The 14,085-nt window shown below is 39.3% G+C and carries 10 protein-coding genes; 9 read left to right on the top strand and 1 reads right to left on the bottom strand.

Features of this window, described 5'->3' with window-relative positions:
- The first annotated feature begins 236 nt into the window (after positions 1-236).
- From JL102_RS08125 to JL102_RS08085, 9 genes are all read left to right on the top strand, one after another.
- On the top strand, positions 237-2,210 hold the full coding sequence (locus JL102_RS08125; protein ID WP_202243886.1) for an alpha-L-arabinofuranosidase C-terminal domain-containing protein: 1,974 nt from the start codon (positions 237-239) through the stop codon (positions 2,208-2,210).
- 1 nt (position 2,211) lies between these two features.
- Entirely contained in the window at positions 2,212-3,207 is a 996-nt protein-coding gene (locus JL102_RS08120; protein ID WP_202243885.1) for an arabinan endo-1,5-alpha-L-arabinosidase, read from the top strand.
- Between the two features lie 13 nt (positions 3,208-3,220).
- The gene (locus tag JL102_RS08115; RefSeq protein WP_202243883.1) at positions 3,221-4,210 is read left to right on the top strand and encodes a glycoside hydrolase family 43 protein; all 990 of its coding nucleotides are present in this window, start codon (positions 3,221-3,223) and stop codon (positions 4,208-4,210) included.
- 143 nt (positions 4,211-4,353) lie between these two features.
- The gene (locus tag JL102_RS08110; RefSeq protein ID WP_202243881.1) at positions 4,354-5,913 is read left to right on the top strand and encodes a family 43 glycosylhydrolase; all 1,560 of its coding nucleotides are present in this window, start codon (positions 4,354-4,356) and stop codon (positions 5,911-5,913) included.
- A gap of 313 nt (positions 5,914-6,226) precedes the next feature.
- Entirely contained in the window at positions 6,227-7,924 is a 1,698-nt protein-coding gene (locus JL102_RS08105; RefSeq protein WP_202243880.1) for a ribulokinase, read from the top strand.
- A complete protein-coding gene (locus JL102_RS08100) occupies positions 7,917-8,618 on the top strand; it encodes an L-ribulose-5-phosphate 4-epimerase (protein ID WP_202243879.1) in 702 nt (233 codons plus the stop codon). Before JL102_RS08105 ends, JL102_RS08100 begins: the two co-directional genes overlap by 8 nt.
- A gap of 32 nt (positions 8,619-8,650) precedes the next feature.
- The gene (gene araA / locus JL102_RS08095; RefSeq protein ID WP_202243878.1) at positions 8,651-10,159 is read left to right on the top strand and encodes an L-arabinose isomerase; all 1,509 of its coding nucleotides are present in this window, start codon (positions 8,651-8,653) and stop codon (positions 10,157-10,159) included.
- Positions 10,160-10,244: 85 nt separating this feature from the next.
- Positions 10,245-11,426, top strand: a complete 1,182-nt coding sequence (locus JL102_RS08090) for an aldose epimerase family protein (RefSeq protein WP_202243877.1) — start codon at positions 10,245-10,247, stop codon at positions 11,424-11,426.
- 252 nt (positions 11,427-11,678) lie between these two features.
- Positions 11,679-13,292 (top strand): sodium:solute symporter, encoded by a 1,614-nt coding sequence (locus JL102_RS08085; protein WP_202243876.1) that lies wholly within the window; start codon positions 11,679-11,681, stop codon positions 13,290-13,292.
- A gap of 82 nt (positions 13,293-13,374) precedes the next feature.
- Here JL102_RS08085 and JL102_RS08080 read toward each other — a convergent pair whose 3' ends face one another.
- On the bottom strand, positions 13,375-14,031 hold the full coding sequence (locus JL102_RS08080; RefSeq protein WP_202243875.1) for an HAD family hydrolase: 657 nt from the start codon (positions 14,029-14,031) through the stop codon (positions 13,375-13,377).
- Positions 14,032-14,085 lie beyond the last annotated feature (54 nt).

Here is a 14,085-nt window from a genome sequence, read left to right as displayed (position 1 = left end):
CACGTATAGTTTATGAGCGTATATTAGTGATTGGATTTATATCTATTATTGAAAATTTCAAATTCAAACCAGAAAATTAAGTTTAAAAAGGAAGTCGTATCAAAAGAAACTGTTAAGTCAGATTGTGGCTCTAAATCATCTCTATTTCAAAGATATTATGGCCAGGAGCTTCTATCTGAAATTCATAAAGTTGCTGCTTTTGATACAGCCTTATAGTGTTAAAATAAACGTTAAATATGAGAATAACTAAATATATTGTTGCAGCCCTAATTGGCGGCTGGGGCGGTTCTGTTTTCGCTCAGGATGCCCAATGGCAACTAGATCCTAAGCCTGTAGCTAAGATACAGCCCACCATGTATGGTATCTTTTTCGAGGATATCAACTTTGCCGCTGATGGAGGTATCTATGCCGAATTGGTTAAAAACAGGTCTTTTGAATTTGATGAACCCATGATGGGCTGGAAAGAGCCCAATAGTGACAGGCATTCCCTGAATGAGAAGTCTGGTATGGCCAAGGTTATAAAAGAAGGTAATGAACCAAATAACCATTTTGCTAGAATCGAGGTGAAAGATGCTAATGGTTATAAGCTGATCAATGAAGGCTTCAGAGGGATGGGACTTAGTGAAGGAGCTAACTACAATTTATCGCTTAGGGCCAAGGCCAACCAGCCGGGTATTAAAAAAATCAATATCGCCTTAATAGCTGAAAATAATAAAGCTATAGGAACTGCTACCATTACCCCTGAAGGGAAAAGCTGGGAGGTTTATAAGGCTAGCATTACTGCTACAGCTACGGTTTCAAAAGCACGAATGCTCATCACGTTTGAAGGAAATGGAGAGATAGACTTAGATATGATTTCTCTCTTCCCAGAAGACACGTGGAAGGGAAGAGAAATGGGGCTCCGCAAAGATTTAGTACAGTTGCTAGATGATCTTAACCCTGGTTTTTTAAGGTTTCCCGGAGGCTGTATTGTAGAAGGTAGAACCTTGGATAAGCGCTACCAATGGAAAAAAACGGTGGGTGACGTAGCAAATAGAGAAATGATCGTTAACCGCTGGAATACCGAGTTTGGACATAGACCTACTCCAGATTACTATCAAAGTTTTGGCGTGGGCTTTTTTGAATATTTTCAATTAGCTGAAGATATGGGAGCAGAACCTTTGCCTATTCTAAGCTGTGGTATGGCGTGTCAGTTTAATACAGGTGAGTTGGCTCCACTGGAGGAACTAGACCCTTATGTGAATGATGCGCTGGATCTGATAGAGTTCGCTAACGCTGATGTGGGTACGAAATGGGGGAAAGTAAGAGCCGATATGGGCCACCCAAAACCTTTTAATCTTAAATATATAGGAGTAGGTAACGAGCAGTGGGGTCCTCAGTATTTCGAAAGGCTTAAAGTCTTTATCAAAGCGATAAAAAGTCAGTATCCTGAAATGATTATTGTATCTGGAACAGGGCCTTTTCCTGAAGGGGAGCAATTTGAATACGCTGAGAAGGAGCTAAAGAAACTAAATGCTGAAATAGTAGATGAGCACTATTATAAAGATCCTGAATGGTTTCTGGATAATGCTGATAGGTATGATGACTATGATAGAGATAGTTATAAGATTTTTGCAGGAGAGTATGCGGCTCAAAGTGTAGACATAGCTAGCCCAAAAAATAAAAACAGCTGGCAGTGTGCCCTATCAGAAGCGGCCTATATGACAGGGCTTGAAAGAAATGCTGACATAGTTTATATGACTTCTTATGCTCCATTATTCGCTCACGTAGATGCCTGGCAGTGGACACCGGATTTGATATGGTTTGATAACCTTAAATCATACGGCACACCCAATTATTACGTGCAAAAGCTCTTTTCAACCAATAGCGGCACAGACCTACTTTCTTTAACAGGAAACAATCAACCGGTGAAAGGGCAAGAGAGGTTATACGCTTCGGCTGTTATGGATGAAAAATCTGGTGAGGTGATTATAAAAATGGTAAATGCTAATGCTGCAGCTAAAGAAATATCACTGGTTCCTAAAGGAAAGAAATTCGCCTCTAAGGCTACACAGCTGCTACTAAAGTCTGATGACTTGGATGCGGTTAACTCATTGGATACACCAAAAAATGTGAGCCCGGAGAGCAGCGAAATAAAAATTAAAGGCGGAACCTTGAAAATGACATTAGCGCCCAATGCTTTTTATGTCATCAGAGCTAAGCTCAAATAACATGAAAAGAACAATAATATTATTGTCATTTATCTTGTTGCTGCCATTGTTAGGTTGCACACAGAGCAGTGATATTATAGTGCATGATCCAGTGGTGGCACAAGAAGGAGGTAAGTATTATCTGTTTTGCACCGGCTGGAGTATTGCTGTTTATAGCTCAGAAAATATGAAAGATTGGAAGAAGGAGGCCTCGGTTTTTGCCGAGCCTCCTTCTTGGGCCTTAGAAACCGTTAAAGAATTTAAAGGTCACATCTGGGCACCTGACATTTCCTATCATAACGGCTGGTATTATTTATATTATTCTGTTTCTGCTTTTGCTAAAAATACATCTGCCATAGGGGTAGCTGTGAACAAGAGTTTAAACCCTTCTGATAAGGATTTTAAATGGGTAGATAAAGGGATGGTGGTGCAATCAGTGCCTAACCGTGATTTTTGGAATGCCATAGACCCTAATTTGGTGGAAGATGATGAAGGAAATCCTTGGATGAGCTTTGGCTCTTTTTGGGGAGGACTGAAGTTGGTTCGGCTTAATAATGACCGTACTTCTCTGGCTGAGCCTCAAGAATGGTATACTATAGCTGCTCGCAAAAGAACGGATTTTTTGGATGATAGTGCCCCGGGAGATGCTGCCATAGAAGCGCCCTTCATCTTTAAAAAGAATGGATATTATTACCTGTTTGCCTCTTGGGATTATTGCTGTAGAGGTGCAGAAAGTACTTACAAAATGGTTGTTGGTCGTTCTCAAAAGGTTACAGGTCCATACCTAGATAAAGAAGGGAAAGATATGGCCAAAGGGGGAGGTACAATACTATTAAGAGGAAACAAAAAATGGCCCGGAGTAGGGCATAACTCCACCTATACTTTTGATGGAAAGGATTATCTGGTATTTCATGGTTACGACATGAATGATGACGGTAAACCAAAATTAAAAATCACTAAAATTAACTGGGATAAAGACTTCTGGCCAATGGTAGATCAGAGTGTTTTGTCCAAATAAGAATTAAAGAACTATGAAATTAAATATATGCTATTTAGTACTGTTGGTAACTGCTTTATGCTCTTGTAAGAATAAGGAAAAATCCAAGGAGGATACATCAGTTGAAAAGCAAGATAGCGTGAAAGCTTATAATCCTGTTATTAAAGATGTATATACCGCTGACCCTGCTGCCATGGTTTATAATGACACAGTATACCTATATACTGGGCATGACGAGCAGGAAGCAGGTAAAGATGGATATTTAATGAATGACTGGTTGCTCTTCACTTCTACAGATATGAAGAACTTCGAAAATCATGGTCCAGTATTAAAAACTACTGATTTTTCGTGGGCCAAAGGAGACGCCTGGGCTGCTCATGTAGTAGAAAAAGGAGGCAAGTTTTATTGGTATGTTACTTTGGAGCATGCTGCTGTACCTGGTAAATCTATAGGTGTAGCGGTGGCAGATAGCCCAAGGGGTCCATTTAAAGATGCTATAGGTAAAGCTTTGATTACTAATGATATGACAACTCAAACAGATATTACATGGGATGATATAGACCCAGCGGTATTTATTGATGATGATGGTCAGGCTTATATTTATTGGGGCAATACAGTATGTAAATGGGCTAAGCTTAAAGACAACATGATAGAGATAGAGGGGGATATCCACGTGATTGATTTACCTAAATTTACCGAAGCCCCATGGGTGCATAAAAGAGGTGAATACTATTACCTAAGCTTTGCTGCTGATTTTCCTGAATACATAGATTATGCTATGGCTACAAGCCCAGAAGGACCGTGGGAATACAAAGGCCGATTAAATGACCGTGTACCTAATTCTGGCACTAATCATCAGGCTATAGTGGAATATAAAGATGATTGGTATTTCATCTATCATAACGGTAAACTTCCTGATGGAGGAGATTTCAGACGTTCAGTATGTGTTGATCATCTTTATTATAATGAAGATGGTACCATCAAACAAATTGTACAAACAGAAACAGGTATTCATCCTGATTAAAGCTAAACCTGTAAGCAGTGCTTACTTCAAGTACCATTAAGATGTTTTTAATGTTCAACCAATATAAACCTAAGATGATGGGAAAATTTAAAAACAAATCAATTCAATGTTTTAGGAAATGGCTATTCGTTATTTCCTTTTTAATGATTGCGGTCGCCTCTTGGGCTCAATACCCACCAAGTCATGATCCTTCCACAATGGTCAGAAATGTCGATGGAAGATACTGGATTTTTACCACAGGAAATGGCATTTGGGCCATGTCATCCAGTAATGCTAATTTTAGTGACTGGAGACCAGAGCCAACACCTTTTGCTCCAGGTACCTGGCCAGGATGGATAAGCAATTATGTAGAGGGCTTTAATGGGTTTTTCTGGGCACCAGATGTGATTAAAGTAGGTAATACGTACTTTCTTTACTATTCATGTGCAGGCAATGGGGCTCCCGCAGCTATAGGAGTGGCTACTGCTACTAACCTTGCTGGTCCGTGGACAGATAGAGGTATGGTCGTGGCAGGTAATAACGCCATAGATCCAGCTTTACTTTTAGATAATGGAAGACTATGGATGTCTTGGGGAAACTGGCAAAGTGGAATAGATATAATTGAGTTAAGCACTAGTACAGGAAAACCAATATCAGGCAGTACCCATTTAGTATCCGGCCAAGTAGAGGGGCCAGGTCTATATAAATCTGGAGGTTATTACTATCTATTTTACCAAAGAGGATTATGCTGTAATGGCGTAAATTCTGGTTATTACATGGTGGTAGCCCGTTCAACCAATATTACAGGGCCATACACAGGAGAAAGAGTGTTTTTGCCTAATAGAAATGGAAACATTATAGGACCGGGACATTTTGGATATGGACAGGGAAGACTTACTTACCACTTTTATGACGGAAATGATAGCGGTAATGCCAAACTCATGGTAAGATCAGATTTTGGAGTTGCAAACGGATGGCCCTATGTAGGTACACCGCCTTCAGGTCCTGGAGTACCTTCAGGTACATACCGTATTACACCAAGACATAGCGGAAAAGCGCTAGATGTAGTAGACTGTGGTAACACAGACGGAACTAATGTACAACAGTGGTCTTGGTTGAATAATAATTGTCAAAAATGGAATTTTACGCAAATGGGAGGGGGTTACCGTATTTCTCCGGTCAGTGCTCCAAATCAAGCACTTGATTTAGAAGATTGTAATAATGCCAATGCGACCAATGTTAGACTTTGGAGCTGGCTCAATAATGATTGTCAAAAATGGGAATTGGTAAATAGAGGTAGTGGCTATTATTCTATTAGATCAGTGGCTACTGGCAAATGTTTAGACGTAAACAGTTTCTCTACTGATGATGGTGCTAACGTGTTTCAGTATGATTGTAACTCACAAAGTACTAATCAGCAATTCAGAATGGATGCTGTATCTGCCAGTTTACAGACTGTACGCTTAGATCAAGGAGAAGTCAGTAGTGAGCCTTCAGGCGTTTATCCTAACCCTGTTATTGATCAGGTTAATATTTTATTGCCTAAAGCAAGCGAGGGAGTTACTACGCTTAAAATTATGGATGTAGAAGGTAAGCTGATGAAACAAGAGAGCTTTAAAGGAAAAGCTCATCAAATAGATGTCTCTGCTTTACCAAAAGGAGTATACATTCTTTCTTATGAAAATATAGATGGTTCATACGTGAAGAAAATCAGTAAACAATAAAATTAGATTTAATTAAGAAAAGGTATGGATATGAATCCTTAGCTGTAAGTTAATTTTAATTTATTCGGCTTATCATAAGCCAATATTGGATGTGTGCTGGCAATCTTAAGTTTTTGACCAGCTCGCATCCTTTTTCTTTGTAATCTCATTAGAGATGATACCCAATCAAACAAAGTTAAAATTTGATTTATTTCAATTTGCGAGGTATGATTGATCGGATTGAATGTACAATTAAATTTTAATTGTAAAAAATACACTTATTTAATTATTTTTCTTACTTTAGAAAAAAGTAAATAATTTTTGAGCAAGCGCTATGAAGAATGACTACGTAATAGGTCTTGATTTCGGGACTGATTCAGTACGTGCTGTATTGATCAATGCAGCTAATGGAGAGGAGTTGGCCTCTCATGTTCATTGGTATGAAAGGTGGAAGCAAAAAAAATATTGTAAGCCAGAGGATAACCAATTTCGTCAACACCCTTTAGATCATATAGAAGGATTAGAAGCTACTATTAAAGAAGTAGTGAAGCAATCTAAAATAGCACCTGAATTGATCAAGGGTATTTCTATAGATACTACCGGTTCATCTCCGGTTCCTATGTATAAAGATGGTCGGCCACTAGCGCTGGTAGAAGGTTTTGAAGAAAACCCTAATGCCATGATGGTACTTTGGAAGGACCACACCGCTATAGACGAAGCCGCGGAAATAAACCAATTAGCAAAAAGCTGGGGCGGAGAGGACTTCACTAAATACGAAGGAGGTATATACTCTTCTGAGTGGTTTTGGGCTAAAATTTTACATATCATAAGAGAAGATCAATCCATAAGTGATAATGCCTGGACCTGGATGGAGCATTGTGATTTGATGACTTACTGGATTATTGCAGATACAGATATGCCTTCTTTCAAAAGAAGCCGCTGTGCTGCCGGACATAAAGCCATGTGGCATGCAGACTGGGGAGGTCTTCCAGAAGATGATTTTCTTTCTAAGTTAGACCCTCGCTTAATCACCCTAAAAAGTAACTTGTACAAAGAAACCTATACCTCTGATCAGGTAGCAGGCAAGCTTAGCAAAGAGTGGGCTGAGAAGTTGGGACTCACTGAAAATACAATAGTGACTGTAGGTACTTTTGATGCTCACTCTGGAGCTGTAGGTGCAGAGGTAGAGGAGCATACTTTAGTAAGAGTAATGGGTACTTCTACCTGTGATATCATAGTGGCTTCTAATAAGGCAGTAGAAGATAAGTTGGTAGAAGGTATCTGCGGACAGGTAGATGGCTCTGTAATACCGGGTATGGTAGGGCTAGAAGCAGGTCAGTCTGCTTTTGGTGATGTTCTGGCCTGGTTCGGAGATATTCTTAACTGGCCTGTTAATCACTTACTTGCTCAGTCTGAATTAATAGATGAAGATACTAAAACTAAGCTGGTTGCTGAGATCAAGAATAACCTGATCAAAGATTTGTCCTTGGCTGCTGAAAAGATATCTGTTTCCGAGAGTGCGCCTGTAGCGCTTGATTGGGTAAACGGAAGAAGAACTCCTGATGCGAATCAGGCTTTGAAAGGCGCCATGATGAACCTTACCTTAGGTACGCAGGCTCCCCATATTTTCAGAGCACTGGTAGAAGCTATTTGCTTTGGAGCTAAGAATATAGTAGACCGCTTTGTAAATGAAGGGGTAAGAATAGATAAAGTGGTAGGCATAGGGGGAGTGGCTAAAAAGTCGCCTTTTATAATGCAAACCCTGGCTAACGTTTTAAATATGCCGATTAAAATAGCCGTTTCGGAGCAGGCACCTGCTCTGGGCGCGGCTATGTATGCTGCTGTTGCTGCTGGCGTTTACTCCAACATACAAGAAGCTTCTCGCCATATGGGTAGCGGCTTTGAGGCTGAATATTTGCCTCAGGCTGATCAGGTAGAGCTTTATAAAGGCCTCTTTGATAAGTATTCCAAGCTTGGAGCCTTTGTAGAATCAATGACGTTGAAAAATCAAAAAGAACAAATACATGAGTAAATATAAAGAGCTGAAAAGGGAGTGCTATGAAGCTAATATGCAGCTTCCTGCTCTTGATTTGGTAATATACACTTTTGGAAATGTGAGTGCAGTAGATAGAGACGAAAGCGTATTCGCCATTAAACCGAGCGGTGTTCCTTATGATGATTTGAAACCTGAGGACATTGTAATTGTAGACTTTGAAAATAACTTGGTAGAAGGATCAATGAGACCTTCATCAGATACTAAGACTCACGCCTATCTCTATAGCCAGTGGGAGGATATCGGAGGTATAGCTCATACACATGCTACTTACTCAGTAGCTTGGGCCCAAGCACAACGAGATATACCTATTTTCGGCACTACCCATGCAGATCATTTGGTGGCGGACATTCCCTGTGCACCTCCTATGCCTGATGAATATATTGAAGGAGACTATGAGCACATGACTGGGAAGCAGATATTAGATTGCTTCGCAGACAAGGGCATTTCTCATAAAGAAGTAGAAATGGTGCTACTCGGTAATCATGGACCATTTTCATGGGGTAAAACTGCTGCTAAAGCGGTGTATAATAGCAAAGTAATGGAAGAGCTGGGCCGTATGGCATATCTCACTTTGCAAATTAACCCAGAAGCTCCTCGCTTGAAAGATGCCTTAATCAAAAAGCATTATCAAAGAAAACATGGTAAGAATGCTTACTATGGACAAAATTAAACAGTAATTAATAAAACAGATTATAAAATAAGATGATCGATATTTCTCAAAATGAAGTATGGTTTGTAACAGGAAGCCAGCATTTATACGGAGACGAAGCACTTAAGCAAGTGGCCTCTCATTCTGAAGAGGTGGTAAAGGGGCTTAACGGCAGCAGTAGAATACCAGTGAAAATCGTATACAAGGGGTTGCTTACAACTCCTGAAGAGATACAAAAGCTTATGCTTGAAGCAAATTCTGCTACAGCATGTATCGGTATTGTAGCTTGGATGCACACTTTCTCTCCTGCTAAAATGTGGATCTCAGGACTGAATATTCTTAAAAAGCCAATGGTGCATTTGCATACACAGTTTAATGCTGAGATCCCATGGTCTACCATTGATATGGACTTTATGAACCTAAACCAATCGGCTCATGGAGACCGTGAGTTTGGTTTTATGATGTCTCGTATGAGAAAGAACCGAAAAGTAATAGTAGGTCACTGGGAGAGCGATTCTGTACAGAAGAAATTAGGAATATGGTGCCGCGTAGCCTCAGGCTGGGCCGACTGGCAAGGAGCTAAATTCGCACGTTTGTGTGATAACATGAGAGAGGTAGCCGTAACCGAAGGAGATAAAGTAGAAGCTCAAATGAAATTTGGCTTTTCTGTAAATGGTTATGATATTCCTGATCTTGAAAAGCACTTGAACGAAGTGACCGATGATCAATTGAAAGCCTTGCTTGAAGAATATGAGTCTTCATATAAACTTACTGATGCTTTGAAAGCTGGCGGAGAAAAAAGATCTGCATTGGAAGAATCTGCTAGGATAGAGTTAGGCCTTAGAGCATTCTTAAAAGCTGGTAACTTCAAAGGGTTTACTGATACTTTCGAGAGCTTAGGTGGTCTCAAGCAACTTCCAGGGTTAGCTGTGCAAAGGCTTATGGCTGATGGATATGGTTTTGGTGCTGAAGGAGATTGGAAAACAGCTGCCTTGCTAAGAGCTATGAAAGTGATGAATGCCGGCCTTGATGGTGGTACGTCTTTCATGGAAGATTATACTTATCATTTTACTCCTCATAAATCATACGTTTTAGGTTCTCATATGCTTGAAATATGTGAATCTATTGCAGAAGGAAAGCCTTCGTGTGAAATTCACCCATTATCAATAGGAGGAAAAGAAGATCCTGTTCGTTTGGTATTTAATACCGCACCAGGAGATGCTATCAATGCATCATTGATAGACATGGGCAATAGGTTCCGTTTGGTGGTGAATGAAGTAGAAGCCGTAAAACCAATGGGCGAATTACCAAAATTACCGGTAGCTCGCGTACTGTGGGATGCTAAGCCTAATTTAGAAGTAGCTGCTACTGCATGGATTTTAGCAGGTGGTGCTCACCATACTGTATTCAGCCAGGCACTTACTACAGAGTATATGGAAGATTTTGCAGAAATGGCAGGTATTGAGCTGCTGGTTATCGATGAAGATACTAAAATCAGAGACTTTAAAGATACTGTGCATTCTAATGAAGTATATTATCACCTTTTCCAAAATGGTATGTAAATAAATATTATGCCACTATAAATATGTGATTTCCCTTCGGGAATCATATATTTATGGCTCGGCAGATCATTAAACTATGAACCTTATGAAAACTAAATCTGCTGTTTATGCGATAGTTTTATCGCTACTAACTTGTTTTATGATAACTTCATGCTCTAATAATTCCAGTAATAAAGAGCAGAAAACAACATCTTCAGATATGAAAAAAGACAGTACTGCTATCTCCAAAAGTGATTTTGGAACTACTCCTGATGGAAAGAAAGTTGAACAATATACACTAACCAATGCAAATGGCATTGAAATGAGTGTAATTACTTTAGGTGGGATTATTACTACTTTAAAAACTCCGGATAAGGATGGAAATATGGGTGACATAGTACTAGGTTTTGATAACGTAGATACTTATTTGGAGAGCCCTTACATTGGAGCATTAATAGGTCGTTTTGGAAACAGAATAGCCAAAGGAAAATTTAGTCTTGATGGAGAAGAGTACACATTGGCTACTAATGACGGATCTAACCATCTGCATGGCGGAGATAAAGGCTTCGATAAAGTAGTATGGGAAGCTCAGGAAATTACTAATGCCAGTGGTGTAGGTCTTAAGCTTACTTACTTGAGTAAAGATATGGAAGAAGGTTACCCTGGTAACTTAGAGGTGACTGTTACCTATATGCTTACTAATGAAGATGATTTAGAAATAGATTATACTGCTACTACAGATAAAAAAACAATAGTAAACCTAACTCAGCATACTTACTTTAACTTGTCTGCAGATCCTTCTCAAGATATATTGGATCATGTGCTTAGTGTAGATGCTTCTGCATTTTTACCAATAGACGGTACGCTTATTCCTACAGGAGAGCTAAGAGATGTAGCCGGAACTCCTTTTGACTTTACGTCACCTAAAAAAGTAGGAAAAGAGATAGCCGTTGATAATGAACAGTTGAAGCTGGCAAAAGGATATGATCACTGCTGGGTACTAAACGGCGATGGAGGCATGAAAGAGGCAGCTACTCTTTATCATGAAAAGAGCGGAAGGTTTATGAAAGTACTTACCACGGAACCTGCTATTCAGGTGTATACAGGAAACTTCCTGGACGGAACACTTACAGGAAAAGAAAAGGTGAATTATGCAGAAAGATCTGCTATATGCCTTGAAACTGAGCATTATCCAGACGCTCCCAATAAAAGCGAATTCCCTAGTGTAGTGTTAGAACCCGGCCAGACATATAATACTAAAACCACATATAGCTTTTCTTTAAAATAGGTGAAAATTTTTTTGAAGAAAATTCCTATTAAGTTTTTTGCAATCGTTTGTTTTTAACATATTGCACATCGTTACATATACTTATGGTCAAAAGTACCAAATAAGAAAAGTTTCATAAATTGAAGCTATCATCGGTGCACTATGACAGAATTATTTAAACTAATTAACTCATGAAATAAGCTTACTCTTTAATTAATGGATTCTCATAGTTAAAGTTTGTCGCCATTTCTAAGTGACCTAAATTAATTTTATATGAAAACATTAGACACCCTCGATTGGGTATTTATTGGTATTTATTTTCTGGTGCTCTTTGGGGTAGCCGTCTGGGTTATTTTAAAGAAGCAGAAAAATACAGAAGATTACTTTTTAGCGGGAAGAAATGTGGGGTGGTTTGTAGTAGGAGCGTCAATATTTGCTTCTAATATTGGATCTGAACACGTAGTGGGGCTGGCAGGTGCCGGAGCCGGAGATAAGTTCCCAATGCTCATTTATGAGCTACATGCTTGGGTCGTACTTATGTTAGGTTGGGTTTTCTTGCCTTTCTATGCACGTAGTGGTGTATTTACTATGCCGGAGTTTCTGGAAAAGCGATTTAGTGCTAAGTCCAGATGGTTATTGTCAGTATTTTCTTTGTTAGCGTATGTGCTTACTAAGATCTCTGTTACTATTTATGCTGGTGGTGTGGTAGTGTCTGCACTGTTAGGTATCAACTTCTGGGTAGGAGCCTTGGCAACGGTTATTCTTACCGGACTTTACACCGTTTTAGGTGGTATGAGAGCTGTAATTTATACTGAGACATTACAAACTATAGTGCTAATTATAGGTGCGGCTACGCTTACCGTAATGGGGGTAAATGCTGTTGGTGGTTTCTCTAGTATGAAAGAGACATTAGGACCAGAATATTTCAATATGTGGAGGCCCGCCACCGATCCTGATTTCCCTTGGCCTAGTTTATTAATGACTAGTACCATTGTAGGTATATGGTATTGGTGTACTGACCAGTATATAGTGCAGCGAGTTTTAACGGCCAAAAATATAAAAGAAGGTAGAAGGGGTACTATATGGGGTGGATTCTTGAAATTATTACCAGTTTTCTTATTCTTAATCCCTGGTGTGGTAGCTTTAGTATTAAAGCAAAGAGGTGAGTTGCAATGGGATTCTCCAGATGAGGCTTTCCCTGTTTTGATGAGTAATCTATTGCCCTCTGGTTTAAGAGGCCTTGTAGCAGCAGGACTTTTGGCGGCTCTTATGAGTTCACTAGCTTCAGTATTTAACTCTTGCTCTACTTTATTTACAGTAGATATTTATAAAAAGCTTAAGCCAGATACTCCTGAGCATGAGCTTGTTAAAATCGGCCAGATTGCTACTGTTATTGTAGTGATTTGTGGTATCGCCTGGATTCCTATTATGGCTAACATCTCAGGTGTACTTTACGAATACTTGCAAAGTGTACAAAGTTATATAGCTCCTCCAATTACAGCGATTTTCTTACTAGGGATATTCCTTAAGAGGATAAATGCTGCAGGAGCCTATACTACTCTAGTAGTAGGTTTGATAGTAGCTGCCATAAGAATTACTTTAGAGTTGGTAAAATCTAATTTGAGTGGATTTTTGTTCGAATTGGCCGATATGAACTTCCTTACTTTCGGAGCTTATTTCTTCTTATTCTGCGTGGCACTTACTATTGTAGTAAGTTTAGCTACAGCTCCTCCTCCTGCAGAGAAAACAGCAGGGCTTACTTTTGGTACGCTTAGTGAACAAGATAAGAAAGATAATAAAACTAGTTATGGATGGGTAGATATCGCAGCTTCTCTTGTAGTGCTGGCGATGGTAATAACCGTTATGGTTTACTTTAACGGAAAATAAGAGCTGTATTCGTTTAACAATAAAAAAGTTCTGACTGGGCAACCGGTCAGAACTTTTGTTTTTTAAGGGCAGTGAAAGATCACTACATGATGTTTTCTAATGCAGAAGGTGTGAGCATACTAAAATCTCTAATGATCAAATCGCAATGTTCTAATTCTTTCTCAGTGTGGGTAGTAGTAATGCCTACTACTTTGCAACCTGCCGCTTTTCCTGCCTCCACTCCCGATAAAGAATCTTCAAATACAATGCAATTTTTGGGATCATAACCTACTGCATGACATGCCTTCAGGTATATCTGTGGATCTGGCTTACTCTTGGTTACATGTGCTGAATGTAATATGGTTTCGAAATAGCTTTCTATATCTAGTCCTTGTAATATGAAATCAGCGTTCTCTACTGGTGCAGAAGTGCCTACTGCCATTTTAATGTCATCTTGCTTCAGATGAGCTAGAAATGCCTTGATGCCTTTTACTGGTGCTAGGTCGGCTCTGTAAATCTCTCTGAAGAGCTCTTCTTTTTCATCTGCATAAGCTTTAAGCTGATCATGCTCCAGCTTGCCAAATACTTCTGGTATCCAATCTTCATTGGTTCTTCCATATACCTTTTCCTTAAGGAAGTTATCAGAAACATCTTTACCATATTTTTGGCAGAATTGCTTAATAGATTTTTGATGGAATGGGTTGGTGTCAGCGATTACGCCATCCATATCAAAGATGGCTGCACAAAATTTTTTAGACATGGTATTTCTTAAAATTAAAAAAGCTGTTTTATCTCTAAAACAGCTTTAAAATAT

Origin of the sequence: Fulvivirga sediminis, assembly GCF_016757215.1 — a bacterium.
Lineage (GTDB): Bacteria > Bacteroidota > Bacteroidia > Cytophagales > Cyclobacteriaceae > Fulvivirga > Fulvivirga sediminis.
Note: the sequence above shows the minus strand (reverse complement) of the source record. Positions and strands in the feature narration are given on the sequence as shown.